We start from the raw sequence: 25097 nt of genomic DNA on the forward strand, positions 1-25097 counted from the left end.
ATCCATCAGCCACTCAGGCTGTCACCCCGGCCAAGCGAGCGTCAGCGAGCGCGAGCCGGGGGCCATCGACGGCCCGGAACCCGGTCATGCCATGGACCCTCGCAACAAGTGCGAGGGTGACGAGGGGAGTTGGTGGCACCACTCGTGCGATCACGATGGAGAGTTGTGAATGCGCTTGGGCCAAGCGAAGAAAGTGCCGCCGAATGACGCAGTGGAAGCATTGACCAAGCTGCTCTTTGGCAAACGCCTCGCGCATTTTCACGTCGGCCATTTTTTCACGCTTTACTTCGGAAATTTTGGGGGCGGCCCTGAGCGCCCGTCCCCTCCTGTCGAGGTAGCCGTCTGCGTCAGCGAGCTTTGGATCAACCATAAAAAGGAGTGGGACCAGAAGGTTTCTGACGTTCCCTCTTCTGTGGTTGAACCAACCGTCCCGGTCAAAGCGTACGAACTCGCACGGCTGTGCTGGATCGATGACACCGACGTCGTTTGCGTCTCGAAGGATACAGCTTGCGTTACAATCACGCTAAAAAACGGAGAGGTGATAAACGTCGCCCTTCAAAGCGAGGATGAGTTCGCATTCATGCTAAGCGACGACCCAGATGAGAGAAAGTCCAGGTTCTCGATCTGCTGCGTGGATGGTGATTTTTATGCACGGGGGCTAGATTTCCTGGCCGATTCTTCATGGACGACACCATGATCCGCACTGCCCGGCCCGAGGACAGGGCGCGTATCGAGGCGATCGTCGAAACCGCCTACCGGCCCTACCTCGCCCGCATGAACCGCAAGCCGGCGCCGATGGTCGATGACTACGCCAGGCGCATCGCCGACGGCCAGACACTTGTGCTGGAAGCGGACGGCGCCGTGGCCGGCATCCTCGTGCTGGAAGACCATCCAGACGATCACGGGGGCTACCTGCTGCTCGACAACATCGCCGTCGATCCCGCGTATCACGGCCGGGGCCTGGGCAAGCGTCTGATGACGTTCACGGAAGAAGAGGCCCGGCGGCGCGGTTACCGCGTCATCGAGCTCTATACCAACGAGGTGATGGTGGAGAACATCGCGCTCTACCTGCATCTCGGCTACGCCGAGATCAAGCGCGAGCAGGTCGCCGGCTATGACCGCGTCTATCTGCGCAAGAACCTATGACCGGCTAGAAGTCGTCGGCGCCTTCGATCAGCACGAGGAAGTCGTCGGCATCGATATCGATGCCGAAGTCGTCGCGGCTGCGCGACATGACCTCGTCGATGTCGAGGCTGTCATTCTCCAGCGGCGGCCAGCGGCGATCGGGCCGAAAGTCCTGCGCAGCTGATGTCTCGAACAAGCTCATTTGCTTCTGCCCCGTCTGCCATGCCCCGGCGCCACGGGCTCCTCACGAATGCCGCGCCACACGCTCACCTATAAGATATAGGGAGGCACAACACCTTTGGCTGAGGCATCGCTGGGACATTCGCAGGCGAAAGAAAGTATCCCTAAAGGAAAACGGCGGGACAGCCGTGCCGCCCCGCCGTTTTTCATCGCGATTGACCGCCGCTCAGCTGAGATCGATCCAGATCGTCTTCAGCTCGGTGTACTTTTCCATCGCGTGCAGCGACTTGTCGCGGCCGAAGCCGGACTGCTTGTAGCCGCCGAAGGGCGTCGTCATGTCGCCGGCGTCGAAGCAGTTCACCCAGACGCTGCCGGCGCGCAGCGACTTGGCGGCGCGGTGCGCCTTCTTGATGTCGCTGGTCCACACCGCCGCGGCCAGGCCATAGATGGTGTCATTGCCGATCTTGATCGCCTCGTCGGCGTCGCCGAAGGTGATGGTCGACAGCACCGGCCCGAAGATTTCTTCCTGGGCGATGGTCATGTCGTTCTTCACGCCGTCGAACACCGTCGGCTCGATGTAGTAGCCGCCGGTCTCGCCGAGGATGCGCTTGCCGCCCATCTTCATCTTGGCGCCTTCGGACTGGCCCTTCTCGATGTAGCTGAGCACACGGTTCATCTGGGTGTCGTCGACCATGGCGCCCATCTGTGTCGCCGGGTCCAGCGGATCGCCGACGCGTAGCGTCTTGGCAACCTGCATCACCTTCTCGACCACCTGGTCCTTCACCTTGTCTTCGACCAGCAGGCGGGAGCCGGCGTTGCAGACCTCTCCCTGGTTGAAGAAGATGCCCCAGGCGGCAGCGGTCGCCGCGGCGTCGAGATCCGGCGCGTCGGCCATGATGATGTTCGGGGTCTTGCCGCCGCATTCCAGCGTCACCCGCTTCATGTTGGACTCGCCGGAGTATTTCATGAACAGCTTGCCGACCTCGCCCGAGCCGGTGAAGGCGATGCAGTCGACGTCCATGTGGCGGCCCAGCGCCTGGCCGGCGGTCTCGCCGAAGCCCGGCACCACGTTCAGCACGCCGTCGGGGATGCCCGCCTCGGCGGCCAGCTCGGCGGCGCGGATCATGGTCAGCGGCGACTGCTCGGCCGGCTTGATGATCATCGAGTTGCCGGTCGCCAGCGCCGGGCCCATCTTCCAGGCCGCCATTAGCAAGGGAAAGTTCCATGGCACCACCGCGGCGATGACGCCCATCGGCTCACGCACCAGCATGGCGACGGCGTCGTCGCCGGTCGGGGCCACCTCATCATAGATCTTGTCGACGGCCTCGGCGTTCCAGCGGATGCAGTTGACGACCGCCGGGATGTCGATGCGGGCGGAATCGCCGATCGGCTTGCCCATGTCGAGGGTTTCCAGCAGCGCCAGTTCGGCCGCGTGCTTCTCCAAGAGATCGGCCCAGCGCAGCAGGACCTGTTTGCGCTTGGCCGGCGCCTGGCGCGACCAGCGGCCGTCCTCGAAGGCGGCGCGCGCCGCCTTCACGGCGCGGTCGACGTCCTCCTTGTCGCCCGCGGCGACCTGGGTCAGCACCTTGCCGTCGATCGGCGAGGTACAGTCGAAGGTCTTGCCGGAGGCGGCGTCGACGAACTTGCCGCCGATGAAGGCCTGGTTGCGGTAGGCGAGGCCCTTGGCCTGCGATTTCACGGATTCGATGGATAACGCGGCAGCCATGATGCTGATGCTCCCTGGAACGTCTCTACAGTGCGATTTCTCGTCGGTTTCCAGGCCCCGCGAGGCGCCCGAAATCGGGGGCACCGACCCGGCGCCCAAGAACTTTCCCGGGACCTTAAGCCCGCCAAACGGGGCGTGGCAAGAGGCGCTTTCCCTCGGGGAAGGGCCGCGCGGCCAGTCTACACGGCAGGAGCTGGGCCGGACGCAGAAAGGATTTCTGGGGCTTGCCGGCACCCCCACCCCAAGCCGATCCTCGCGGACTTGCGGCGCCTCGCAAGCCGCCCTATCTTGCCCCGTCCGTCACGCGGGCCGGCTTAGCTCAGCTGGTAGAGCACCTGATTTGTAATCAGGGGGTCGCGGGTTCAAATCCTGCAGCCGGCACCACCACCGCTCGGCTCACGCCAGGGCGTTTCGTTCCCGCAGGGCGGTCTAAATGCCGCCGCCGATCGAGGTCCCGCCGCCGCCGGTGGCTCCACCATGACCGCTGCCGACGCCGGTGTCGTTGTCGCCACCGAAGTCCGTCGCGCCGCCGATGTCGCTGCCGCCGCCGACACCCCCGCCGCCGCGCTCGCCCTGCAGGCTTGGCACGTCCAGGCCGGCTCCGCTGCCGCCGCCGGCGCCGAAACGGGGAAACTCCCGGTTGTCGATCAGGCCGTCGCCATTGCCGTCAAAGCTTTGGTAGGTACCGGCCCTGAACTCGTTCTCGGACAGGTGCCCGTCACCGTCGGTGTCCCAGCGGTCGTAGGCGCTGCCATCGCCAATCGTCGCCTGCTGACGGCTGCCCGGATCGGATTCAAAGGCATCGGAAGCGCCCGCGTTGAATTCGTCCTCCGACAGCTGGCTGTCGTTGTCGGTATCCAGGTCGTCGTATAGGCCGTTCTGGTCGAGGCCGCTGTTCCATTCCGGCTGGCTGATGCCCGCTTCGTCGTCAGTGTCCCAATTGCCAAACTCCTGGGATACCACCGGCGAAGCCGTCGCCATGGCAACCGCCAGGGCACAGCTCCCGAGCAGTTTCGCGTTCAGATATGGTGCCATCGGCGTCCTCCTTTCGGTTGGCTTCGTCGTCTTCTTCCCCTGTCAACGGGGCCGCGGCGCCCATGTTCCATGCCCCCGCTGCGGCAAATCCCACGGGCCCCAGTGGTCCCACCGGCATTTGCCACGTGGCGGCAAACAGCCCCTGGTTTTTGCGGCAAGCTGTGCTACTTCTTTAGGTACTCACTGTCTCACGGAGGGAATGTCGGTGCGCTTACGACCTTCAGTTCTCCCGGTAACGTCCAAGTCGCTGGCTCTGGCCGGGCTGTTTTGCGGTGCTTTTCTCGCCGCCCTTCCCGCCATCTCTTCTGCCCGGGCCGAACCCGTCAGTGCCACCTACGAGGTCTACTTCGGCGGTTTCCACGTGCTGAACGCCGAGGCGCTCTGGGTGCGCGGCAGCAGCGATTATCGCCTGCTCGCCGAGGCCGAGACCCGCGGCTTCGTCGGCTGGCTCAACCCCTGGAAGGGCACCACCGAGAGCAACGGCCGCATCGCCGGCGGCAAGGTGATCCCGCAGCGCCACGTGAACTGGGGCAGCGCCACCGACGAGGGCGAAGAACGCATCGTCGCCCTCAGCTACGACAGGGCCGGCGACATCACCGAAAGCTTGGTGCAGCCGGAGCAGGATTGGGAAGACCGTCACCCCCTGCCCGCCGACGCCGGGCGTGGCACTCTCGATCCGCTCAGCGTCATTGCCGGCCTGTCGGAATTGCTGCAGAAGGGCGGGCGTTGCGAGGGAAGCTTCGCCGTCTTCGACGGGCGCAAGCGCTACGACCTCACCGTCAGCGACGCCGGCGAGCGGGAGCTGGAGCCGACCGACTATTCGATCTACGCCGGGCCGGCGCACGGCTGCCGGTTGGACTACGAGATGCTGGGCGGCCACCGCATGGAGCGCAACAAGTACGTCGAGACGGCGCGCGAACGCATCGTCTGGGTCGCCCGTCCCGCCGAGAACGCCCCGCTGATCCCGGTGCGGCTGGAAATCGAAACCGCCTACGGCACCCTCATGGGCCACCTGACGGGCTTCGCCCAGGGCCTGCAGGCGGAAGCCAAGCTGGCGGAGTAGCGCCAGGCGCTGCAATCCCGGCAACGACAATGAGGCTGATCCCTGGTTCCCGGGCGAAGCGCAGGCGTTACTTAGGCTTCGCCTTCATCGTGGTCACCTTATAGACCTCGCCCTTGCGGTCGTAGGTCGTCCACTCGCCGACCTGCTCGCCCTTGTCAAAGTGGCCCGAACGCAATTTCGTGCCGTCCTTCCTGAACCACTCCCAGTAGCCCGTCGGCAGGCCGTCGAGAGTCTGCCCCCTGGCCCAGAGGGTGCCGTCCTTGTGGTTCTTCACGAAGTCTTCGGGTTTCGAGCGCGCCATGCCGCTTCCCTCACAGCGTCATGATCGCCTCGCGCTTGAACGGCGTGACGTCGGGGTCGATGGTCTCGCCGAACTCGCGGGCGTAACGATGACCGGCATAAACGGCGGCGGCGACGGTGGAAGGGGCGAGGCAATCGCCGAGGGTCTTCACGCCGGTGATGCCCGCATCGGCCCAGTCGCGTTGGCGCGCCTTCAGGTCGCGGGTCAGTTCGTCATTCGGCAGCCGTGATGTCACCAGCACCAGGGCCGCGCAGTCGATCTGCGACGGCGCCTCGGTGAAGGCACAGGCGAGATCCAGCCGGCCCTCGCGGCAAGCGACGAGCCGGGCGTTGAGGCGGATGGCGACGCCGTTCTCGGCGAGGCGCTTATGGATGAAGGGCTGGTCCAGGGCGTGGACGGTCCAGTACGACACCAGTTCCAGCGGCGTCACCAGCGTCACGTCGTGGCCACGCCGGGCGATGAGTTCGGCCAGCACGCCGCCCATCAGATAGCCGTCGTCGTCGTAGACCACCACCGGTCCCGCCGGCAGGCGTTCGAGGCCGCTCCCCATGCCGGAAGCGTCGCCGAGGAAATCGTCCGGCGTGAACATCGCAAGAGCATCGCTACCCTCCAGCGGCTTGTGGCGGGTGAGACCGATGCCGTCGCGCCGCCACGTCGCCCCGGTCGCCAGTGCCACATGGGCAATGCCGTAGCTGAGGATGTCCTCGGCGGTCAGCGCGCTGGCGAGATACATCTCGACGTTGGGCAGCTTGTGCAGCTGTCCAAGGCGCCAGTCCTTCACGCGGCCGTAGGAGGCAAGGCCCGGCAGGCGCGATTCTTTCAGCGCGCGGCCGCCCCAGGCCTCGCCGGCCTCGGCCAGCACCACCTCCAGCCCGCGCGCACCGCAGGCCCGGGCGGCTTCCAGGCCCGCGGGCCCGCCGCCGACGATGAGCACACGCGAGCGCTCCCTTGCCGCGGGGATCACCTCCGGATGCCAGCCGCGCCGCCATTCCTCGCCCATGGTCGGGTTCTGGGTGCAGCGGATCGGCGCCGAGAGGTCATCGCCCGTGACGCAGATGTTGCAGCCGATGCATTCGCGGATATCGTCGATGCGGCCTTCCTCGATCTTCTTCGGCAGAAAGGGATCGGCAATAGAGGGCCGTGCCGCGCCGATCATGTCCATGATGCCCTGCTTCACCACCCGCACCATGGCGTCCGGCGAGGTGTAGCGGCCGACGCCGACCACCGGCTTGGTGGTAAGCGTCTTTACAAAACGCGTGTAGCGCTCCTGGTAGCCTTCCTCGGCAAAGCGCGCGGTCTGGCTGTCGTTCATCCAGGTCGAGACGTTCACGTCCCAGAGGTCGGGCAGCTCGGCAAGCATGGCGACCACGTCGTGCCCCTCGCCCTCCGCCGTGATGCCCTCGTCGCCCAGCAGCTCGTCGACTGCGAAGCGGAAGGCGACGCCGCAGCGATCGCCGACGGCCTCCTTGGTGTCGATCAGAACTTCCTTGATCAGGCGGACGCGGTTTTCCAGGCTGCCGCCGTACTCGTCCGTGCGCGCGTTGTGGCGGCGCGAGAGGAAGTGCTGCAGCAGCGCCATGTCGTGGCCGGCGTAGACGTAGACGATGTCGAAGCCCGCCTCGCGCGCGCGCAATGCCGCGTTGCGGTGCCAGCGCCTGAGGTTGGCGATGTCGGTCTTGTCCATGGCGCGCGCCTGCAGCGGCGCGCCGTTGTCGACGGCGCGGCAGGACGGCGCCATCGGCACCTCGCGGCTGTAGTGGTTGGCGGCATGGAGGCCGTTGTATACCAGCTCGATGCCGGCGAGGCCGCCGTGCTCGTGCACCGCCTCCGTCATCGCTTTGAGGTGCGGCAGGTCCTGGTCGTCCCAGATACGGTTTTCCAGGTAAGGCGTGATCTCGGCGGAGGCATGGATCTCCGCCTCCTCCGTGCAGACCACCGCCCAGCCGCCTTCCGCCTTCACCCCGCGCATGGCGGCGTTGGAACGGGGATAGCGGTAGCCCATGCCGCAGCAGTGCGGCACCTGGTAGAAGCGGTTGCGGGCGGTAACGGGGCCGATCCGCACCGGCTCGAAGAGGATGTCGTAACGGGGGTCGCGCATGAGAACTCTGAAAGGGAAAGTGAAGAACGAGGGGCTTAGCGCCGCTGCCCCTTGCCATAGTACGCCTCCAGGCGCGACTGGAGTATCTCGAAGACCACCGACATGACCCAGTAGATCACCGCCGCGGCGATGAGAAACTCGAAGACCTGGAAATCGCGTTTGCCGAGTATCTGGGCTGTCCTGGTGAGCTCCCACACGCCGACCACGGAGACCAGCGAGGAGTCTTTCAGCATGGCGATAAACTGGTTGCCCGTCGGCGGCACGATGAGGCGCATGGCCTGGGGGAACACCACCTTGCGAAAGATCAGGCCCTCGGGCACGCCGAGCGCCTTGGCGGCTTCGCGCTGCCCGCCGGGGACGCCTTGAATGCCGGCGCGGAAGATCTCGGCCATGTAGGCGCCGTAGCAGAGCGACAAGGCCGTGATGCCCGCCGGCACCGCCTCCATCACGAAGCCGAGCTGGGCGAGGCCGGTGTAGATCAGCACGACCTGCAGCAGCAGCGGCGTACCGCGGAAGAAGGAGATGTAGAAGGTGGCGACGGCATAGGCGGCGCCGTTCGACGACAGCTTGCCGAGCGCGCCGGCCAGCGCCAGCACGCAGGCGATGACGATGGCGATCAGCGAGACATAGAGCGTCGTGAAGGCCCCGGTGGTGATGAGGAAGTAGAGATTGGAGACGCCGGAACGGCCGACCTCGAAGATGACGCCGAAGTCGCGGTCGAAGGTCAGCACGAAACCGTAGAACAGCGCCAGCAGTTCGGCCCAGACCACCAGCACCTGATGGCGGAACAGCAACAGGCGGATGAATTCCAGGTTGGCGACGAAGGCGACGCCCAGCACCAGCCCGACCAGCAGGTCGCGCCCGAAGCCCGCCCAGAAACTCACGGGGGCGTCAGGGGCCCGAAGCCCCAGAAGCGGCGAAAAGAGGTCGCCGACGGCGGTGCCGCCGAGGCCGAGCGCCGTCAGCACGGCCGCGGCGACCACGAAGAGGGTGGCCCGCGAGAACCAGGGGCTCTCGCGGGCGCTTTCCAGGGTCACGGGAAAATTTCCGCTTACTGGAGCGACGTCAGGTCGACGCCGTACCACTTCTCCGACAGCTGCTTCAGCGTGCCGTCCGCCTTCATCGCGGCGACGATCTCAGCGATCTTGGCGTCGAACTCGGGATCGCCCTTGTCGGTCGCCACCGACAGCGGCTCGTAGAACGCCGGCTTGCCGACCACCTTCAGCGGGTAGCCGTTCTTGATCGCCTCCTGGATGGTCGGCAGCGCCGAGAAGGCCGCATCGAGGCGCGTGCCGTCGCCGAGCTTCAGATCGTCGAAGGCGTGGGTATCGGTCTCGTAGGTCTTGATCTCGCCGGCGGTCACGTCATAGCTGAAAGCGGGCGCCCCCTCGGCATCGATCTCCAGGTCCTTCATCAGGTAGGCGTCGTAGGTGCAGCCGCCGCAGGAGCCGATGGTCTTGCCGTTGAGGTCGTCCAGCGAATCCACCGCGGAGTCCTTGTGCACGGCAAAGGCAGCCGGCGTGTAGTAATAGACGGCCGGGAAATCCAGCACCTCGGCGCGCTTGGCGGTCGGCGTCATCGAGCCGACCGACATGTCCCAGCGCCCGCCCCAGTTCCCGGCGGTGATGATGTCCCACGACGGCGTGACGATCTTCAGCTCGACGCCCATGCGCTTGGCGATCTCCTTGCCGACGTCGACGTCGAAACCGTCCATCTGGTTGTTGTCGTTGAGGAAGGACTGCGGCGGATACTCCGGATCCGAGGACATGGTGAGCGTCTTCGTGCTCATCACGCGGTCCAGCGTTTCGCCGGCGTAAGCAGCCGGCACGGCGAGCAGCGACGCCAGCAGCGACGCCGTGGCAAATTTACCGATGGATTTCATTTTTCTAGTTCTCCCTGTTGTGAAGCCTGTTCTGTTCGAGTCCCTGCGTTCTTGTGATTTGTTCAAGCGACGGTGCGCAGGGCGGATTCGAAGTCCTCGTGATTGTGGTAGCAGCCGCAGAACACGCGCTTGCCGGTGTAGCCGAGGCGGCCGTGCAGCAGGCGCCAGTTGTCGAACACCAGCGCCATGCCGGGGCGCAGCGGAATGGTCAGCCAGTTACCACGCTCGACGATGCGGGCGTGGAAATCCTTGTAGGCGCGGTAGAAGGCCTTCATGCGCGCCGGCTCCAGCAGAAAGGGCGCGCGGTCGTAGTTGTTGAAGCTCACCTGCTGCAGGCGTCGGGCGCCGTCGAGGCGGATCGCCGGACGTTCGGTGCGCAGGTGGACGCCGGGCTCGATATAACGGCCGGGCACCGAGACCTCGCAGAGCACTTGAAAATTCTCGGGCTGCTCCCGGCGCATTTCCTCGGCCAGGGCGAAGCCGTCGACCAGGATGGACTCGCCGCCCTTGCCGTCGAACTCCTGGCACAGGAAGCACTGCAGGCCCGGCGCGTCATGGCTATAGGTGGAATCCGTATGCGGCTCCAGGTACTGGGTCGAGTAGGCGGTGTCGTCGTGCTCCGTCATCTCGGCCGAGAGCGACCACAGGCCGCCGAAGATGGTCTCGCGGATGTATCCGAAGTGGTTGAACAGCGCGCGCGCGGACGCCTCGTCCGTCGGCGCCCCCTCGATCACCACGAAGCCGTCGCGCTGCAGCTGCTCCAGGCAGCGGCGCAGGCCGGGCTTTCCCTCACCGACCTCGCCGTAGGGGACCGTCTCAAGGTCCGGCAGGCCGCCGGCGGCCGACCACAGGCGTGGCTGGCGGCCGGGCTGGGCGGCGATCGCCTCGGGCAGCAGGCCGGCCATGGTGGCGAGGAAGTCGGCGCTGTAGCGGCTCTGCGGCTCCGCCGCCCCAGGCCACACCACTGCCAAGGCGTGCCCATCCTCCAGGATCGTGCAGTCCTCGCCGCGGATCGCCTCGTCGAGCGCGAAGGTGTCGACGCGCCGCTGCAGGGTAGCGGGGTCGAGGCTGTCCGGGTCCTGACCGTGGTCGCGCAGCCAGAACCAGGGAAAGCGGCTTTCCGCCCCGCTGTCCCAGCGCAAGACCAACGTCTCCGCCTGCCCTTCCGCGGCCGTGATCCTCGGCATATGCACCCCTCCTGTCGTCATCCTGGTTATCTCCCGGCGGCTAGTCTAGCCACAGCCGCGCGCCGGAGCAAAAGGGCCGGCAATTGCCGTTTCCCGCGCTCTGTTGATCGCCGGCCGCAAAGGCAATAGACAGGATGCCGCAAGCCCCCCTTTCCCAAAGGACGATCACCCGCATGCGCAGCGACCGCGACGCCCCCCGGGGCATGATCCACACCCTGGAACTCGATTCCGCGCTGCTGCGCGGCAACCTGCTGGGCGACCCGCAGCGGCGCGACGTGCCGGTCTACCTGCCCCACGGGCACAGCGGGGAGGGCCTGCCGCTGCTGGTCGATCTCGTCGGCTTCACCGCCGGCGGTCCGGCCCACCTCAACTGGAAAAACTTCGGCGAGAACGTGCCCGAGCGCCTCGATCGCCTCATCGCCGCCGGCTCGATGCCGCCGACGGCGGTCGCCTTCCCCGACTGCTTCACCCGCCTGGGCGGCAATCAGTATGTGAACTCGGCCGCACTGGGGCCCTGGGAGGACGTGCTGATCCGGGAGGTGGTGCCGCTGGTGGAAAACCGCTTCGGCTGCGGCGGCGCCGGGCGGCGCGGCGTCTTCGGCAAGTCGTCGGGCGGCTACGGCTCGATCCTCCACGCCCTGAAGCATGCCGACTTCTGGGCCGCCGCCGCCTGCCATTCCGGCGACATGGCCTTCGAGCTCTGCTACCTGCCGGAGATGCCGGCGACCCTGCGGGCCATCGACAAGAAGGACGGCTCCATCGAGAAGTTCATTACCGACTTCGAGGCCGGGCCGAAGTGGTCGGGCGGCGACCTGCACATCCTGATGTCGCTCGCCATGTGCGCCAGCTACGATCCCGACCCCGCCGCCTTCTGCGGCGTGCGCCTGCCGGTCGACAGCCAGACCTGCGAAGTGATCCCGGAACGCTGGGCCAACTGGCTGAAGTGGGATCCCGTGGTCCTGGCCGAGTCCGCCGGGGCCGAGCTGAAAAAGCTGAAAGCGCTGTGGATCGACTGCGGCAGCCGGGACCAATACAACCTGGTCTACGGCGCGCGCCGGCTGCACCGGACACTGAATGCGCAGGGCGTCGATCACGTCTATGAGGAGTTCCCCGATGATCATTCCTCGGTCGACTACCGCATGGACCGTAGCCTGCCGTTCCTTGCCAAGGCCCTGACCTGACACCTGCCGAGGACTCTTCCCAAAGAAAAAAGGCCACCGCAAGCGGTGGCCCAAGTTTAGGGAGGAAACGCCCTATGGACGTCTGGCCAGCGCCAAGCGCCGACCAGACTTGATATGATCATTTCTTCAGCAGAAAAGGAAGGGAAATCTGCGAATGGCTATAAATTAAGCAAATGGGTTTTATTTGGGCATTACGCTGCGCTCAATCTGCAACAGTCGCCGCGGCGAGAAGCCGCAAGGTTTCCGCCGCGCGGCAGGCCGGTGTCAGCATTGAGCAGATGCCAAGGAAGGAAAGAATCGCCCGAAAACCGGGCGACTTATGGGGCCGGCGGCTTTGCGCCGGAGTCGGCCGCAGCGGACGCGCCGGGCGTTTCCGCTGACTTTTCCACAGGCTCCTCGGCCGGGGGCAGCATACTGGCCGGCACCTCGCCGGCGGCCACGGCGTCGAATTCCCGCGTCAGCGCCATTGCCGCTTCCAGGTCGTGGCGCTGCAGTTGTTGCCACACGACGTCCATGTTGGGGCGAACCCGTTTCTCGCCGGAAAGGAACGCCAGACCGTACCAGCGATAGGCCTCGGCATAGTCGCGCGGCAGCGAAAGGCCTTCCGCGTAGAGGTAGGCGAGGATCTCCATCGCCTGCGGGTCGCGCCGGACGCTTGCGCGCTGGCGCACCAGGGCGATCTCTTCGGCGTCGAGGTCGGCCGGGTCGGCCTGGTCGAGAAAAGCCAGCCAGCGGGCATCCTCCTCCGCCAGCGGCGGGCCCTGCGGTTCGGGCAGCGCCGCATTGGCGGGCAGCTCGCGCGGCCCGTCGCACCAGCTCGGGCGACGGCGCGCGTGCTCGCAGACGTAGACCCGCATCATCGTTGTGGCGTTGTGCCACAGCGGGTGCTCCCAGGGCGAAGGCGCCGCGTCGCCCGGTGGCGCATCATCCTGGTCGGGGGCGGGTCCCGCCGGTGCCGCGGCGGAAGCCTGAGATCCGGCAGGCGCCGCGCCATGGCTGTCGGCCGCGCGGACATCGGCCGTCGCCGCCGCAAGGATCACGAACAGAAGAGATAGAAGAGTGCGTCGCATGGGCGGGGTTCTGCTGTCGCCAGGCGGCGCCGGCCGGCCCGCGAAAGCGGGCGGGCGGCTCAACAGGCGTTTGCCGCGGCGGGGCGGTGGGCCTCCAGCGCGCCGGGCAGGACTGCCAGCACGTCATCGATAAACTTGCCCTGAGCGAGCGGCTGCCAGGCCGCATCCAGCGCATAGTACCAGCCCTGCGCCTTGCCGATGGCGCAGATCAGGCATTGGTGGTCATAATCGAGCAGGGCGATGACCAGTTCGCCCGCTTCGGTCTCCACCGGCACACAGGCACCGGCGAGGCCGCGGTCGACGAGTTCGCAGCCGCGATTGAGCAGGACATGAATGTCCGCACGGGTGAACTCAAGGTGACCAATGGGCAATACCGACATGGAGTACTCCATGGTTGACGGTTATTGCCTGCTACATTCGTCTCCAAACGTAACGATGTGGTAAACGCGGGCTTGCTATTCGCAAGCCCCAGCATTTCCACCAGAAGATAGGGGTTAACAGAGGATTTATTTGCCGCGCCCTGGCGCCCCTGGCGGGCGCCGGCCTTCAGTCGCGGAAGTTCTCGTACTGCAGCGGCTGGTCGATCTTGAGGCCTTTGACGAAGGCGATGGCCTCCTGCAGGTCGTCGCGCTTTTTTCCCGTGATGCGCAGACTGTCGCCCTGGATCGCCGCCTGAACCTTCAGCTTGCTGCCCTTCAGCTCCTTGACGATCTTCTTGGCAAGGTCCTGGGCGATGCCCTGCTTGATGGTCACCAGCTGGCGCACGGCGTTGCCCGACGCCTTCTCCGGCTTGCCGAGATCGCAGACCTTGGGATCGATCTTGCGCCGGGTCAGGTAGGTGCTCAGCAGCTCGTGCATCTGCTTCAGCTTCAGATCGTCGTCGGCCAGGATGGTGAGCACCGCCTCCTTGCGCTCGATCGAGCAGTGCGCGCCTTTGAAGTCGTAGCGTGTCCCGATCTCGCGCTGGATGCCGGCGACGGCGTTGTCGACTTCGTTGAGATCGGTTTCGGAGACGATGTCGAAAGACGGCATGGCGGAATTCCCCAACTCTTTGGTCACATGACGGTTGTGCAGCGGCGTCCGCAGCTGCCGCGAATCGCCGGAAGGAGGATTTTACGCCCTTCGGTGCGGCGAGGCAGCACCGGACGCCGCCGTCGCGACTCCCCGCCAGCGCAAGTGATCGTTCAAGACAACGGGAAAGGATTACAAGACAATTTCAACTTCCGAAAGGTCGTGGCAATTTTATGACTTCCCATACTTTGAATAATGCCTTGACGATTAGGGAGTTATTAACCTGTCGCCTCTATTGTCTACCCGGGTTCGAATCGCCCTTTTGTGGAGTATCCATGCGTTCCAAAGTTGGCCCTGAGCATCTGCGAGACTTCGAGCGCCGCCGTTCGCTGCGCTTCGTCCTGCCGCGTCAGGAGGACATCGTCCTCTTCGCCGAGGGCACGCAGTACAACGGCAAGCTGGAGGACGTCTCCATTGGCGGCGCCAAGCTGCGCCTGACCGGCGACCTGCCGGCCTCTGGCACGTTCCGCCTGGAACACGAGACCGCCGGCGTCATCGAGGGCACCTGCATGTGGCACGACGGCCAGTGCGTCGGCGTGTCCTTTCCGCTCACCGACCCGGCGCTGACGCTGATCTCGCTCTGCCTGCGCCAGGGCGTGCCGAGCAGCACCAACGCGGCCTGATCCGCGTCCCTGCCCTTTACCTCATGTCGATGATCTGCCTGCCCCCGCGGCCGCGCCGGGCGCTCAGCTGCTTTCGCGCTTGACGATCTCGGTGATCTCGATGGCGATGCGGTCCTCCACCACCACCACCTCGCCCTTTGCGACGAGCTGATCGTTGATGCGCATCTCGATCTCGTCGCCGAGCCCGGTATCGAGTTCGACAACCGCGCCGCGACCCATGCGCAGCAACTGGCTGACCGGCATCGAGGCGGTGCCGAGGATCGCATAGGCTTCCAGCGACACCTCGTGGATGGCGGGCATCTTGACCCCCGGCTTCAACACCGGCGCGGCGGCCGGCGGGGCTTCGCCGGCAGCTTCCTCTTCCTCGCCCTCGGCCGCCATCGCCGCCCACTCGGCCATCATGGCGTCCTGGTCCGCGTCGCCGCCCTCTTCCGACTCGGTATTCTCGGCGGCTTCGTTCTCCGCGGCTCCGGCTGGAGTCTCGGCTTTCTTGTCGTCTTCTTCCGGCATGTTCCGACCCCGCCCAATCTGCGGCACGCCCTGCGGTCTCCCCTTCGACTCGGGGGACGCCTGGCGGCGATCTCGGCCCGATGATAGGAGAGCGGCGCCCTCCACGCAAAGCGATCCTGCAGCGCCTTAACTTGGGCCTCCCGCTATGGCAAGGTTGCTTCATGCCAAAACCCGTTCTCGCTGCGGTTCTCCTTGCCCTGGCCGCGCTCTGCGCCGCCGACACCGCCGCCCTGGCCCAGCTGGGCAGCGGGGAGATTCGCGGGCGCGCGCCGCAGGTGACCGACTCGGGACTCCTCGATTTCGCCGGTCAGCCGGTTTACCTCTACGGCCTGCGCGGCCTGCGGGCGGACCAGACCTGCGCGCTGGGCGATGGAAGCTGGGACTGCGGACGGGAAGCACGCTGGGCCACAGCCAACCGCATTGCCAACCACTGGGTCGACTGCGTCGAACGCGCGCGCGGCGCCGGCGGGGAGATCTTTGCGGTGTGCTATCTGGGCGGCGTCGGCGGACCGGAGCTGAACGCCTGGCTGGTCGAGGAAGGCTGGGCCAGGGCGGCGCGCGATTACGCTGAAGACTACACCGCCGCCGAGGACCGCGCACGCGCCGCCGGCCACGGTCTGTGGCGTGACCAATGACCGCCGCCCGCTTCCCATGAGGCCTTGAAGATGTTCAGCCACTTCGTGATCGCCAGCAACGACCCGGCCGACCGGGCCGCCTTCTACGACGCGGTTCTGCCGCTGCTCGGCTACGCCCGGCAGCCGGGCGATCCGGCGGAACTCGCCTACGCTCACAGGAGCGGCCTGCCGTGGATCGTCGTGGCACGCCCCAACGACGGCCGCCCGGCCGAGCCCGGCAACGGCTACCACCTCGCCTTCCATGCGTCCGATGAGAAAACCGTGCAGGCGTTTCACAAGGCGGCGCTGGCCGCCGGCGGTCGCGACGAAGGCGGGCCGGGCCTGCGCCCGCACTACGCCGAAGACTACTATGCCGCCTATGTGCGCGATCCCGACGGCAACAAGCTGCAGGCGGTGACCTATCCGAAGGGCCGCAAGGCGGGCCCCGGCGGCACCGAGATCTCTCACCTTACCCTGGGCAGCGACGACCTGACTCGCGCTGCCGCCTTCTACCGGGCGGTTCTGGCACCCTTCGGCCTCGCCCGCCTGCCGGAGGAAGAAAGCGAAGCGGAAGACGTCGCCTTCGGCCATCCCGGCTGCGCGCTGCCGGTCATCTTCCCCCAGAATGCCTTCGACGGCCGCCCGGCGAAGCCGCCGCACGGCAGTATCCCGGTCCTCTCGGCCGCCAACCGCGCCGCTGTCGAGGCCTTCCATCTTGCGGGCCTGGACCACGGAGGGCAGACGCTGGCCGAACCGGGCGTCCGCGCCGACGCGCTCAGCCGGGCAGGCCAGCCGCAGGGCTTTTCGGCCGGTCTCGCCGACCCCGACGGCAACCCGCTGTTCGCCCGCTGCGCCACTGCACGACCAGCCGGTTAGCGTTCCCGCCGGTTAACGTTAAAGATCGTTAGCCGTAAACTTGAGAATTCGCAGGCCAAAAACTTTACGCAGCACGCCGCTGTTAATGATTAACTCGAAAAATTAAATAAAAATCGAATCGATACTTTCGCCGTTTATTGACAAATATGGTTAATAAATTGCATTTCGATTGATTTCCCGCCGCCAATACGCTATCTTGTTCTCGCTGCTATGCCAGTACTAGGCACAAATCGGTGTTCAAGCGACGACACCATGTGACCTACCTTAAAGCCACGAATATCCTACACGGCCCCGGAGGCTTCCTCCGGGGCCGCTTTTCATTTCGAAGCAGGGGAAGGCGTCAGCCGGCCTAGGCCAGCGCGGCGAGGTTCGGGCGCGGGCGGGCGAGCAGCCCGTCTTCGGCGAAGGCCGCTTCGAGGGCGAGGCCAAGACGCAGCAGCTCGGCGTCCCGCCCGCGCCGGCCGACGATCTGCAGGCCGAACGGCAAGCCGTCGTCATCGGCGCCGCACGGCAGCACCAGCACCGGATGCCCGACCAGGGTGAGGCCGTAGGTGATGGCGATCCACGAGATGTAAGTCGGCAGCGGCTTGCCGTCGATCTCGCGCGGAAAGAGCTCGGTCTTGTCGAAGGGCTGCACCGAGGCGACGGGGCAGACCAGAGCGTCATAGTCGGCCATGAAGTCGAGAAAGGCGTGATAGAGCAGCGTCTGTGCGGCCTCGGCCTCGGCCACATCGGCGGCGCTGAAGGTGAGGCCGAGCTTCACGTTGGCCGTGACGTTGGGGCCGACCTTGCCGGGATCGCTCTCGACCAGTTGCCGACTCTTGCCGAGGAAGCCAACCGCGCGCAGTACCTCGAAGCAGCGGTTGGCGTCGATCGCCGTCAGGGGCGGATCGACGGCCTCGCAGTCGACGAGCCGGCCGAGCCGCTCGACGCGCGCGCCGAACAGCGCCCTCACCTGCGCGCTGACCGGCGCGAAACCGAGATCCTCGGACACCGCAAGGCGCAGGCCCTGCAGTGCGCGAGGCCGCAGCCCGGCGAAGTCCGCACCCTGCGCGAAGCCGCTCAAGGGATCGCGCGGATCGCCGCCGGCGATGGCCTCGAGAAACAGCGCCAGGTCGCCCACGCTGCGCGCCATCGGCCCCTCGGTCCACAGCGGCGACCACGCCATCTCCTTGCGCACCGTCGGCACCAGGCCGGGCGTCGGGCGCATACCGACGACGCCGCAGTAGCCCGCGGGCGTGCGCAGCGAGCCCCCGAGATCGGAGCCGGCGGCCAAGGGCAGCATGCCGGTCGCCAGGGCGACCGCCGAGCCGCCGGAAGAACCGCCGCAGGTGCGCGCTGTCTGGAAGGGATTGCCGGTGGTGCCGTAGACCGCGTTGGTGGTGTTGGCGCCGGCGCCGAACTCCGGCGTGTTGGTCTTGGCGGCGATCACCGCACCGGCCGCGCGCACCATCGCGACGAAGCCGTCATCTTTGGCAGGCACGTGCTCGGCATAGAGCGGCGAGCCGTAGGTCGTGCGCAGCCCTGCGGTATCATTGAGATCCTTGATGCCGACCGGGAGGCCATGCAGCGGCCCCAGGGCGGCGCCCTGCATCACCGCCTGCTCGGCCCGCTTCGCCTCCGCCAAAGACGCCGCACGGTCCTCCGCCACCACGGCGTTCAGCGCCGGGTCGACGGCGTCGATGCGGCGATGACAGTCGGCCAGCAGTTCGACCGGCGAGATCTCCCTGCCGGCGATGCGGCGGCGCAGCTCGACGGCGGAGAGGTCGCAGAGGCTGTCGGTGTCGGTCATGATGTCTCCGGCCGGACGGGGCGTTCAGGCGAGTTCGGGATAGCCGGCGGCGCGCGCGGCGCGTTCCAGTTCCAGGATGCGGTCATAGGCGGAAAGCGGCAGCACCACAACACCCGCCAGCAGCAGCTCCGCCCGCACGTCCTGCAAGGCCGAATCGCCGATGGCCCGCATCAGCCCCTCCTGCAGGCGCCGCAGGTCGTCGGCCGCGATGCCGCGGCGGGTAACGTAAGGCAGCGCCGGGGCCTCGGCGCTGTGGGCGAGAACGCGCAGCGCGCCGGTCAGGCCGGGATCGACACGGCACAGCAGCCGGTAGGTGACGATGTCGACGGCACAGACATCGGCCGCGCCCTGCGCGACCTCGCGCATTGATGCCCGGTGGCTGCCCGTGAAGGCGGTGGAAGTGAAGAAGCGACCGTCCTCCGCCAGTTCGGCGACCGCGTGGCGCAGGGCGCTGTAGCCGCTTTGGGAGTCGGCGCCATTCGCCGCGGCGCGGCAGCCGCGCAGATCGGCGAGACCCGCGGCACGATCGTCGGCGCGCACCAGGATCTCGCTGCGATACCGCCCGCCCTCACACCCCGGAATGTCGTAGATCGGCGTCGCCACCAGGGTCACCCGACCGACAAGGTCATGGGTCAGCGGGTAACCGCAGGTCTGGCTGAAGAACAGGTCCGGCGCCGACCATAGCGCCATGACGTCGTCATCGCGCGTCAGCCGCGCCGGTACATCCTCAAGTCCCTCGGCGCGGAAGGCGCGCGCGAAGCCCGCCCACAGCGCGTCGCCGGCCGCGCGCAGCTCCGGCAGGTCGTACATCGGCAGGCTGGCTTGCGGCTTCAGGACCACTGCTCGCTGTTCGGCCAGACAGTGGCGCCCTGGCCTTCCGGCAACTGCTCCAGTCCGTCGGCGATCTCGTAGAAGTCGGCCTTGTCGGCGACGAAGATGTGGCGCACCTGACGCAGCCCCGAGGGCTGGTCCAGCGTGCCGGCGGCGATGGATGTGTAGGGCTTTCCGGCGCGCTGAAAGAACAGCGCCGAGCCGCAGCGGCTGCAGAAGCCGCGCCGCACGCCCGGCGAGGAATCGAACCAGGTCACGGCGTGCTCGCCGTCGATCGTCAGGCCGTCGCGCTGGGCGGCGGTAAAGGCGCCGTAGTTGGTAAAAGCCTTGCGGCACTGGCTGCAATGGCAGGCCACCACCGGCCGCAGCGCGCCGCTGACGCGGTAGCGCACGGCGCCGCAGGCACAGCCGCCTTCGTGTTCATCGCGCGCAGGACTCACCGTTGTCCCCTTCCGCCCTGTAACGTCGCCATGACCTCTTTCTCCTCCAGTTCCTTCAACAGCCGCTTCAGAAGCTGCGGCACATCGGGCGGCTGTACGATAGCGCCGCGGATGAGATTGTCGAAGTGCTGCGTCAGGGCGCGGATGTGTTCGGTGGAATTGAACACGAAGTACATGTTGCCGATATAGACCGCCGCACGGGTCGGCCCGAAGATCGTGACAGGCGCCGAGTAATGTTCCAGGCCGTCGTAGAGGAACCATCGCAGGGTGGGGTAGAGCTCGTCGACCAGGGCGATCATCCAGCTGAGCTGCAGCTTACGTTCGGCCACCGGCAGCTTCTCCCACATCCCTTGCCCCCGCGCGAAGCCCTCGATCGATTGCAGCGAGGAGCAGACCTCGAGGTCCGTCTCGGGCCGCCGGCTGTAGGCGAGGCGCGCCTCGGCCTGCTCCAGGCGAATGGCCGGCATGTTGCTGCCCTGCTGGCGGTACTCGAAGCGGATGATCTCCTCGCTCTTCAGCAGGTCCGGCAGGGAGGCCGGCACATAGCGAATCTTGTAGCCGACCGCCTCCGCGCGCCAGCGCGCCAGGCGCTCGTCGGAATAGGACGAGGCGCCGCGGGCGATCTCCGGGGCCTCGCTCAGGATGTTGGTGCCGATCTTTTCTTCCTGCACCAGGCCCAGCAGCCAGTCGGTGGAGACCTGCTCCTGCTCGGCGATGGCGGCGATGGTCTCGGCGCGCGGCAGACGGTCGTTGGCGCCGGAGAGCAGCTGCGACAGGGTCGAGCGGTCGAGCCCCGCCTTGGCGGCGAAGCGCGCGCGGCTGAGGCCGGAGCGCTCGATCACTTCGCTGAGGCGCTCGCGGAAGGTCTCGACGGTGCGGCGGCGGTCCATTGGCTTACTTGTGATTTATAGCGTCAGATGGTGATTTAAATCACATATTAGTACGAATATGCGTCATCTGTAAACTTTGGTGATAAGAAACTGCGGAATGTGCGCAGTGTCTCATTGTTGGCACCCACCTCCTTCTGACACCCTCCTGACAAATGTCAGTCACCTGACAGCGTTGGTCTGCTGACCATTTCGGGGGTTTATTCGGGGGTTTTGAGGTTTTTCGTGCGTAACCAGGGGCTCGTTTCGTCCGCTTTCACTGAGGGAACCACGTCGTTTCAGATGCCGGCCGAGGACCGGCCGGGTCAGCATCCGGCGGTCCCGCCGCGCGGCCCGCTGCCGCGCCGCATCGAGGGACTGACTCTGGTGGTTGCCGCGGCGATCTATGCCGGTTTCGGCGCCCTTACGTGGTTCCATGAGATCCTGCCCTGGTGGGTCATGCTGCCGATCGGCGCCTATCTGGTCGCCTGGCACGGCTCGCTGCAGCACGAGGTGACGCACGGCCATCCGACGCCCTCGGCGCTGGCCAACGAACTGCTGGTGCTGCCGAGCCTGTGGCTGTGGATCCCCTTCCGGCTCTACCGCGAGACCCACCTGGCCCACCACAACGACGCCCAGCTCACCGATCCGCTGGCCGACCCCGAGAGCTACTACCTGGATGCCGCTTCCTGGGCCAAAACAGGCCCGCTGACCCGCGCCTTGCTGCGGGCCCACAACACCCTGGCCGGGCGCATAGTCCTCGGGCCGCTGCGCTGCCTCATGCTCTTCTACAGGGGCGAGATCGCGCGCGCCTTCGGCGGCGACCTGAGCCACGCCAGGGCCTGGGCGATCCATGCCCTGGGCGTCACCCTGGTGCTGGCCTGGGTGATGGGCATCTGCCAGATGCCGCTGTGGCAGTACCTCGTGCTGTTCGTCTATCCGGGCATCTCGCTGTCGCTGGTGCGCTCCTTCCTGGAACACCAGGCGCGCCCGGAGGTCAGCGAGCGCTCGGTCATCATCGAGGCCGGGCCGCTGATGAGCCTGCTGTTCCTCAACAACAACCTGCACCTGGTCCACCACGACAAGCCGGGCCTGCCGTGGTACCGCATCCCGGCTTTCTACCGGCAGCGCCGCGCCCTCTTTCTCGCCTCCAACGGCGGCTACTACTACAAGGGCTACAGCGAGGTCTTCCGCCGCTACTTCCTGCGCGCCAAGGAACAGCCGCTGCATCCGAGCGCGACGGCTTAGGCGTCCGGTTTCACCGGACGGGCAGACGCCACTTACCGCAACACAAACCGTCATGCTCGGCCTTGAGCCGAGCATCCAGGGCGACCGCTCCGTCGCTTCCCCTGGACCCTCGGGTCAAGCCCGAGGGTGACGCGTAGAGAAGAGGCTAAGGACGTGCGCCTCCTACTCGCGCCATGGCAAACGCATGCTACCATCGACTCATGTCGTACTACGTCTACATCTTGGCAAGTCAGCGGAACGGTACGATGTACATCGGTGTGACGAATGATCTTGTGCGGCGCATCTACGAACATCGGAGCGGTGCCGTCGCTGGCTTCACGAAACGACATGATGTGAAGATTCTCGTGTTTTTTGAGGTACACGAAAGCATCGAAGCGGCCATCCAGCGGGAGAAATCGCTGAAGCGCTGGGATCGGCGGTGGAAGCTCGCATTGGTCGAGCGCGACAACCCCACCTGGCGCGACTTGTGGGAAGACATCTGCCAGTAAACCTCAGCGCCAGCCCTCACCCCCGCTGTCATGCTCGGCCTTGAGCCGAGCATCCAGAGCCACCGCTCCCTCGTCGACGACCCTGGACCGTTGGGCCGAGCCCGAGGGTGACAAAGAATGAAAGGTCAGGAGCGCCGCCGCCTACTCCGCCTGCGGCGCCGGACCGCCGCGCCGGGCCAGCGCGGCCATGGCGTTCTGCAGGGTGCCGCTGAGGCGGCGAGCGTCGGCTTCGTCCAGGCGCTCGACGTCGATGAAGACATTCATGCCGTTGCCGCTCTCGCTGAACACGCTGCCGGTGGCGGCTTCCAGTTCGCCTTCCACGACGTAGGGCACCACGTCGCGGTTGATTCCCTTCACGCGCACCGGCTCAAGTTTGCGGGTGCGCACCATGTCCTCCACCAGGGTGAAGGTCTCGTAGGAGATCACGATGCTGCCCGGCTCGGCGATCGACTGCAGCCGCGCGGCGAGGTTCGCCTCGGCGCCGATGATGGTGTAGTCCATGCGGTCGCTGCTGCCGAAGTTGCCGACGTTGCAGTAGCCGGTGTTGATGCCCATGCGCACCATGAAGGGTTCCTGCAGCCCGTGGCGGCGGCGCCACTCGGCGTTCAGCTCCACCAGGCGGTGCTGCATCTCCATGGCCATGCTGAGGCAGGCGCGCGCGTCCTCCTGCACGCCTTTGGTTTCCGGGTCGCCGAAGAACGCGAGGATGGCATCGCCGATGAACTTGTCGAGCGTTGCGCCGTGCGCCGAGGCGATGGTCGACATCTCGGTGAAGTACTCGTTCAGCAGGTCGGTCAGCTCTTCCGGCTGCAGACGCTCCGACATCGACGTGAAGTTCTGGATGTCGGAGAAGAAGATGGTCAGCTTCTTGCGCTCGGTCGAGATGGCGACGTCCTTTTCGCCGCTGAAGATGCTCTTGTAGATCTGCGGCGAGAGGTACTTGGCGATCTTCATGGAGACCGAGGCGAGGAAGGAGTTGGCGGTTTCCAGCTCCGCGTTCATGCGCCGCATGGCGCGCGCCTGGCGGGCCTGCAGCACGACGAAGGCCACGCCCGCCCCACCCGCGGCGATCAGGTAAGCCAGCAGGTACTTGAAGGACAGGATGTTGGCGGCGATCGGCTGCTCGACGGTGATCGACTGGATGCCGCGCACGTCGCCGGCCTGCCAGTCGCGCTTGGGGCTTTCGGGATGGGTGTTGTGGCAGTTCACGCAGGCGCCGCCCAGCATCACCGGGGTGGCGATCCTGATCCGCCGGTCGAACAGCGACCCCGTCGCCTCCCACAAGGAGGCATCGGCCCGCCGCGCCTGGCGGAACACATCGAGCGCCCGGATCTCGAAGGCATCGAGGGCGTGCGCGGCCCGGTTGGCGAAGGGGTAGTCGGAGACGAAGCGGTAGCCGGCAATGCCCTGTCTGGTGCCGATCACCTCGCCGAGTTCGATCGAGAGCGTCGCCGGAATGGGAATCGCCCCCGGCACATCGTGGTAGTTGTGCAGGGGCTGGGTCGTTCCGGGCGCCTCCAGCACGCGGCCGACGACATTCCTGGCGTAGTAGCCGCGGATATCGTTGATGACCGCGCTGAGGCTGCTTGCCTGGGTCTGCAGAACCTGGTCGGAGAGGTTGCGCAGGTCCAGCCACACCGCCACCGGCAGCATCACCAGCCCGAGGACCACGGCGATGGCCAGCAGGTGCGGCTTGATCACTTGTATACGGGCAGCCCGTGCCATGGCATCCCTCCCAGGCCTGCGGCGGGGGGAGTATGCCAAATCCGGCGCCCAATGGCAGCATGCCAAAGCATCCGGGCGACGAACCTTCCGAGATACCCCTTTCGGGTGAGCCGTTGGTGCGTCAGTCCGGGAACACGAAACGCAGCTCCTGCGCCTCGCTGTTCCACAGGATCACCGTGACGCGTCCGACGAAATTCTCGTGAAGCACGAATCCCATCGCCATGCGGCTGTCGAGACTATTATCCCGGTTGTCGCCGAGGAAGAAGTACTGGCCGGGCGGCACCTCGTAGACGTCGGTATTGTCGAAGGGCCCCTGATCGGACCTCTCGCGGATTAGATAGCTGCGCCCACTCGGTAGGAACTCCGCATAAACCTCGCCTCGTCCGGGATCAAAATTTTCCTGAAACATGTCGACTTCCTCACGGAGGAGACGCTCTCCGTTCAGGTATAGCGACCCCGCCTGCATCTGCACTCTGTCGCCAGGCAGGCCGGCCAGGCGTTTCACGTAAGGCGTCTCGTCCGGGGAGGAGATGAAAACGACGAGATCGCCGCGCTGCGGCTGATCCAGGATGTAGGGCAGCTTGGTGACGATGAAATAGTCGCCCAGCCGCAGGCTGGGTTCCATGCTGGCCGACGGCAAGTTGTAGGGTTCCCAAACCAGCCCCCGCACGGCCAGCGGCAGGACGATGCCCAGCGCGGCAACGACATACCAGCGGGCGAACCACGCCATGGGCACCGCGCCGTCGCACAGCCGGGCGATGCGGTGGCAGTCTAAGGCGCCCCACAGGCGATAGGCGATCAACAGCACCAGGATAACGGTTTCCGCCTTCACCGGCAGCAGCCCCAGGTGCGCCAGGACAGGCGGCAAGCCGTAAACTGACAGGCCCAGCGCCAAGTATTGGATGGCCTTTCTGCCCTTGCCCAAGTAGAGCATGCCGATGAACGGGCCCAGCAGCAGCCCGACCAGCCCGGCAAACCAGGGACGCCTGTGCACGAAAGCGGAAAACATACTCCCCCCAACCGGATCGACAGCAACTCCGATCCGACCCTAACACTCCTCCCTCGCGCAAATCGATAGCGTAGCGCCGCAAACTCGCGCAACGGTTTCCCGGTGACGCATGCCAGGCCCGCCGAGCTCGCAGTTGGCAAGCGGGGCGGCTTGGGC

The 25097-nt window shown here is 66.2% G+C and carries 27 protein-coding genes and 1 tRNA gene; 10 read left to right on the top strand and 18 right to left on the bottom strand.

All coding sequences use genetic code 11. The features are described 5' to 3' along the window. Positions 1–169 precede the first annotated feature (169 nt). Positions 170–697: a hypothetical protein gene (locus tag WDC82_RS09525; protein WP_340117063.1), complete on the top strand. Its 528-nt coding sequence runs from the start codon at positions 170–172 to the stop codon at positions 695–697. Further along, positions 694–1146 carry a GNAT family N-acetyltransferase gene (locus WDC82_RS09530; protein WP_340117064.1) on the top strand — a complete coding sequence of 151 codons (453 nt, stop codon included), beginning with the start codon at positions 694–696 and terminating at the stop codon, positions 1144–1146. Before WDC82_RS09525 ends, WDC82_RS09530 begins: the two co-directional genes overlap by 4 nt. Before the next feature lie 4 nt (positions 1147–1150). Here WDC82_RS09530 and WDC82_RS09535 read toward each other — a convergent pair whose 3' ends face one another. Together WDC82_RS09535 and WDC82_RS09540 are read right to left on the bottom strand one after the other, a co-directional pair. Further along, on the bottom strand, positions 1151–1327 hold the full coding sequence (locus WDC82_RS09535; RefSeq protein WP_340117065.1) for a hypothetical protein: 177 nt from the start codon (positions 1325–1327) through the stop codon (positions 1151–1153). Between the two features lie 204 nt (positions 1328–1531). Beyond that, complete coding sequence (locus WDC82_RS09540; RefSeq protein ID WP_340117066.1) at positions 1532–3031, bottom strand: aldehyde dehydrogenase; 1500 nt, start codon at positions 3029–3031, stop codon at positions 1532–1534. A gap of 308 nt (positions 3032–3339) precedes the next feature. Here WDC82_RS09540 and WDC82_RS09545 point away from each other — a divergent pair. Then, positions 3340–3415 (top strand) — tRNA-Thr (locus WDC82_RS09545). Between the two features lie 45 nt (positions 3416–3460). Here the strand turns inward: WDC82_RS09545 and WDC82_RS09550 are convergent. Beyond that, entirely contained in the window at positions 3461–4066 is a 606-nt protein-coding gene (locus WDC82_RS09550; protein WP_340117067.1) for a hypothetical protein, read from the bottom strand. A 205-nt stretch (positions 4067–4271) separates the two neighbouring features. Here WDC82_RS09550 and WDC82_RS09555 point away from each other — a divergent pair, with 205 nt between their 5' ends. Then, positions 4272–5129 (top strand): DUF3108 domain-containing protein, encoded by an 858-nt coding sequence (locus tag WDC82_RS09555; RefSeq protein WP_340117068.1) that lies wholly within the window; start codon positions 4272–4274, stop codon positions 5127–5129. A gap of 67 nt (positions 5130–5196) precedes the next feature. On the opposite strand, the gene WDC82_RS09560 is transcribed toward WDC82_RS09555, so the two are convergent. The 5 genes from WDC82_RS09560 to WDC82_RS09580 form a co-directional block, all read right to left on the bottom strand. Next, positions 5197–5430: a hypothetical protein gene (locus tag WDC82_RS09560; RefSeq protein WP_340117069.1), complete on the bottom strand. Its 234-nt coding sequence runs from the start codon at positions 5428–5430 to the stop codon at positions 5197–5199. Between the two features lie 10 nt (positions 5431–5440). Continuing rightward, on the bottom strand, positions 5441–7528 hold the full coding sequence (locus WDC82_RS09565; protein ID WP_340117070.1) for an NAD(P)-binding protein: 2088 nt from the start codon (positions 7526–7528) through the stop codon (positions 5441–5443). A 35-nt stretch (positions 7529–7563) separates the two neighbouring features. Then, positions 7564–8565, bottom strand: a complete 1002-nt coding sequence (locus tag WDC82_RS09570) for an amino acid ABC transporter permease (RefSeq protein WP_340117071.1) — start codon at positions 8563–8565, stop codon at positions 7564–7566. Positions 8566–8579: 14 nt separating this feature from the next. Then, positions 8580–9410: a transporter substrate-binding domain-containing protein gene (locus WDC82_RS09575; RefSeq protein WP_340117072.1), complete on the bottom strand. Its 831-nt coding sequence runs from the start codon at positions 9408–9410 to the stop codon at positions 8580–8582. A 62-nt stretch (positions 9411–9472) separates the two neighbouring features. After that, positions 9473–10597, bottom strand: a complete 1125-nt coding sequence (locus WDC82_RS09580) for a TauD/TfdA family dioxygenase (RefSeq protein ID WP_340117073.1) — start codon at positions 10595–10597, stop codon at positions 9473–9475. Between the two features lie 173 nt (positions 10598–10770). Here WDC82_RS09580 and WDC82_RS09585 point away from each other — a divergent pair, with 173 nt between their 5' ends. After that, on the top strand, positions 10771–11778 hold the full coding sequence (locus WDC82_RS09585) for an alpha/beta hydrolase-fold protein (protein WP_340117074.1): 1008 nt from the start codon (positions 10771–10773) through the stop codon (positions 11776–11778). A 317-nt stretch (positions 11779–12095) separates the two neighbouring features. On the opposite strand, the gene WDC82_RS09590 is transcribed toward WDC82_RS09585, so the two are convergent. The 3 genes from WDC82_RS09590 to WDC82_RS09600 form a co-directional block, all read right to left on the bottom strand. Next, entirely contained in the window at positions 12096–12848 is a 753-nt protein-coding gene (locus WDC82_RS09590) for an SEL1-like repeat protein (protein ID WP_340117075.1), read from the bottom strand. Between the two features lie 59 nt (positions 12849–12907). Next, positions 12908–13228, bottom strand: coding sequence for a hypothetical protein (locus tag WDC82_RS09595; protein WP_340117077.1), 321 nt, complete (start codon positions 13226–13228; stop codon positions 12908–12910). A 166-nt stretch (positions 13229–13394) separates the two neighbouring features. Next, the gene (locus tag WDC82_RS09600; RefSeq protein WP_340117078.1) at positions 13395–13880 is read right to left on the bottom strand and encodes a YajQ family cyclic di-GMP-binding protein; all 486 of its coding nucleotides are present in this window, start codon (positions 13878–13880) and stop codon (positions 13395–13397) included. A gap of 314 nt (positions 13881–14194) precedes the next feature. On the opposite strand from WDC82_RS09600, the gene WDC82_RS09605 reads away from it, so the two are divergent. After that, on the top strand, positions 14195–14542 hold the full coding sequence (locus WDC82_RS09605) for a PilZ domain-containing protein (RefSeq protein WP_340117079.1): 348 nt from the start codon (positions 14195–14197) through the stop codon (positions 14540–14542). A 63-nt stretch (positions 14543–14605) separates the two neighbouring features. Here the strand turns inward: WDC82_RS09605 and WDC82_RS09610 are convergent, their stop codons facing one another. Further along, entirely contained in the window at positions 14606–15052 is a 447-nt protein-coding gene (locus WDC82_RS09610; protein WP_340117080.1) for a FliM/FliN family flagellar motor switch protein, read from the bottom strand. A gap of 161 nt (positions 15053–15213) precedes the next feature. On the opposite strand from WDC82_RS09610, the gene WDC82_RS09615 reads away from it, so the two are divergent. Then, positions 15214–15687 carry a thermonuclease family protein gene (locus WDC82_RS09615; protein ID WP_340117081.1) on the top strand — a complete coding sequence of 158 codons (474 nt, stop codon included), beginning with the start codon at positions 15214–15216 and terminating at the stop codon, positions 15685–15687. A 30-nt stretch (positions 15688–15717) separates the two neighbouring features. Next, positions 15718–16542, top strand: coding sequence for a VOC family protein (locus tag WDC82_RS09620; protein ID WP_340117082.1), 825 nt, complete (start codon positions 15718–15720; stop codon positions 16540–16542). Between the two features lie 349 nt (positions 16543–16891). Here the strand turns inward: WDC82_RS09620 and WDC82_RS09625 are convergent, their stop codons facing one another. Genes WDC82_RS09625 through WDC82_RS09640 form a run of 4 tightly spaced genes read right to left on the bottom strand, consistent with a single transcriptional unit; the run spans position 16892 to position 20495 of the window. After that, the gene (locus WDC82_RS09625; RefSeq protein ID WP_340117083.1) at positions 16892–18334 is read right to left on the bottom strand and encodes an amidase family protein; all 1443 of its coding nucleotides are present in this window, start codon (positions 18332–18334) and stop codon (positions 16892–16894) included. A gap of 24 nt (positions 18335–18358) precedes the next feature. Further along, positions 18359–19174 (bottom strand): PhnD/SsuA/transferrin family substrate-binding protein, encoded by an 816-nt coding sequence (locus WDC82_RS09630; protein ID WP_340117084.1) that lies wholly within the window; start codon positions 19172–19174, stop codon positions 18359–18361. Then, entirely contained in the window at positions 19165–19605 is a 441-nt protein-coding gene (locus WDC82_RS09635) for a GFA family protein (RefSeq protein ID WP_340117085.1), read from the bottom strand. Before WDC82_RS09635 ends, WDC82_RS09630 begins: the two co-directional genes overlap by 10 nt. Then, a complete protein-coding gene (locus WDC82_RS09640) occupies positions 19602–20495 on the bottom strand; it encodes a helix-turn-helix transcriptional regulator (RefSeq protein ID WP_340117086.1) in 894 nt (297 codons plus the stop codon). The genes WDC82_RS09635 and WDC82_RS09640 overlap by 4 nt, the downstream gene beginning before the upstream one ends. Positions 20496–20774: 279 nt before the next feature. On the opposite strand from WDC82_RS09640, the gene WDC82_RS09645 reads away from it, so the two are divergent. After that, positions 20775–21719: a fatty acid desaturase gene (locus WDC82_RS09645; RefSeq protein WP_340117087.1), complete on the top strand. Its 945-nt coding sequence runs from the start codon at positions 20775–20777 to the stop codon at positions 21717–21719. Between the two features lie 200 nt (positions 21720–21919). Next, positions 21920–22207: a GIY-YIG nuclease family protein gene (locus WDC82_RS09650; RefSeq protein WP_340117088.1), complete on the top strand. Its 288-nt coding sequence runs from the start codon at positions 21920–21922 to the stop codon at positions 22205–22207. Positions 22208–22348: 141 nt separating this feature from the next. On the opposite strand, the gene WDC82_RS09655 is transcribed toward WDC82_RS09650, so the two are convergent. After that, positions 22349–23932: an adenylate/guanylate cyclase domain-containing protein gene (locus tag WDC82_RS09655; protein ID WP_340117089.1), complete on the bottom strand. Its 1584-nt coding sequence runs from the start codon at positions 23930–23932 to the stop codon at positions 22349–22351. Between the two features lie 121 nt (positions 23933–24053). Continuing rightward, positions 24054–24941, bottom strand: coding sequence for a signal peptidase I (gene lepB / locus WDC82_RS09660; RefSeq protein WP_340117090.1), 888 nt, complete (start codon positions 24939–24941; stop codon positions 24054–24056). Positions 24942–25097: the final 156 nt, after the last annotated feature.

Origin of the sequence: Pelagibius sp. 7325 (assembly GCF_037652055.1) — a bacterium.
GTDB lineage: Bacteria > Pseudomonadota > Alphaproteobacteria > Kiloniellales > Kiloniellaceae > Pelagibius.

What these genes read in the sequence shown, in the direction of transcription:
- WDC82_RS09650 (WP_340117088.1), top strand. Translation starts at nt 21,920, where the DNA reads ATGTCGTACTACGTCTACATCTTGGCAAGTCAGCGGAACGGTACGATG.
- WDC82_RS09610 (WP_340117080.1), bottom strand. Translation starts at nt 15,052, where the DNA reads ATGCCGGAAGAAGACGACAAGAAAGCCGAGACTCCAGCCGGAGCCGCG.
- WDC82_RS09535 (WP_340117065.1), bottom strand. Translation starts at nt 1,327, where the DNA reads ATGAGCTTGTTCGAGACATCAGCTGCGCAGGACTTTCGGCCCGATCGC.
- WDC82_RS09575 (WP_340117072.1), bottom strand. Translation starts at nt 9,410, where the DNA reads ATGAAATCCATCGGTAAATTTGCCACGGCGTCGCTGCTGGCGTCGCTG.
- WDC82_RS09605 (WP_340117079.1), top strand. Translation starts at nt 14,195, where the DNA reads ATGCGTTCCAAAGTTGGCCCTGAGCATCTGCGAGACTTCGAGCGCCGC.
- WDC82_RS09580 (WP_340117073.1), bottom strand. Translation starts at nt 10,597, where the DNA reads ATGCCGAGGATCACGGCCGCGGAAGGGCAGGCGGAGACGTTGGTCTTG.
- lepB (WP_340117090.1), bottom strand. Translation starts at nt 24,941, where the DNA reads ATGTTTTCCGCTTTCGTGCACAGGCGTCCCTGGTTTGCCGGGCTGGTC.
- WDC82_RS09590 (WP_340117075.1), bottom strand. Translation starts at nt 12,848, where the DNA reads ATGCGACGCACTCTTCTATCTCTTCTGTTCGTGATCCTTGCGGCGGCG.
- WDC82_RS09565 (WP_340117070.1), bottom strand. Translation starts at nt 7,528, where the DNA reads ATGCGCGACCCCCGTTACGACATCCTCTTCGAGCCGGTGCGGATCGGC.
- WDC82_RS09640 (WP_340117086.1), bottom strand. Translation starts at nt 20,495, where the DNA reads ATGGACCGCCGCCGCACCGTCGAGACCTTCCGCGAGCGCCTCAGCGAA.
- WDC82_RS09645 (WP_340117087.1), top strand. Translation starts at nt 20,775, where the DNA reads ATGCCGGCCGAGGACCGGCCGGGTCAGCATCCGGCGGTCCCGCCGCGC.
- WDC82_RS09585 (WP_340117074.1), top strand. Translation starts at nt 10,771, where the DNA reads ATGCGCAGCGACCGCGACGCCCCCCGGGGCATGATCCACACCCTGGAA.
- WDC82_RS09540 (WP_340117066.1), bottom strand. Translation starts at nt 3,031, where the DNA reads ATGGCTGCCGCGTTATCCATCGAATCCGTGAAATCGCAGGCCAAGGGC.
- WDC82_RS09595 (WP_340117077.1), bottom strand. Translation starts at nt 13,228, where the DNA reads ATGTCGGTATTGCCCATTGGTCACCTTGAGTTCACCCGTGCGGACATT.
- WDC82_RS09620 (WP_340117082.1), top strand. Translation starts at nt 15,718, where the DNA reads ATGTTCAGCCACTTCGTGATCGCCAGCAACGACCCGGCCGACCGGGCC.
- WDC82_RS09600 (WP_340117078.1), bottom strand. Translation starts at nt 13,880, where the DNA reads ATGCCGTCTTTCGACATCGTCTCCGAAACCGATCTCAACGAAGTCGAC.
- WDC82_RS09530 (WP_340117064.1), top strand. Translation starts at nt 694, where the DNA reads ATGATCCGCACTGCCCGGCCCGAGGACAGGGCGCGTATCGAGGCGATC.
- WDC82_RS09625 (WP_340117083.1), bottom strand. Translation starts at nt 18,334, where the DNA reads ATGACCGACACCGACAGCCTCTGCGACCTCTCCGCCGTCGAGCTGCGC.
- WDC82_RS09525 (WP_340117063.1), top strand. Translation starts at nt 170, where the DNA reads ATGCGCTTGGGCCAAGCGAAGAAAGTGCCGCCGAATGACGCAGTGGAA.
- WDC82_RS09655 (WP_340117089.1), bottom strand. Translation starts at nt 23,932, where the DNA reads ATGGCACGGGCTGCCCGTATACAAGTGATCAAGCCGCACCTGCTGGCC.
- WDC82_RS09550 (WP_340117067.1), bottom strand. Translation starts at nt 4,066, where the DNA reads ATGGCACCATATCTGAACGCGAAACTGCTCGGGAGCTGTGCCCTGGCG.
- WDC82_RS09560 (WP_340117069.1), bottom strand. Translation starts at nt 5,430, where the DNA reads ATGGCGCGCTCGAAACCCGAAGACTTCGTGAAGAACCACAAGGACGGC.
- WDC82_RS09615 (WP_340117081.1), top strand. Translation starts at nt 15,214, where the DNA reads ATGCCAAAACCCGTTCTCGCTGCGGTTCTCCTTGCCCTGGCCGCGCTC.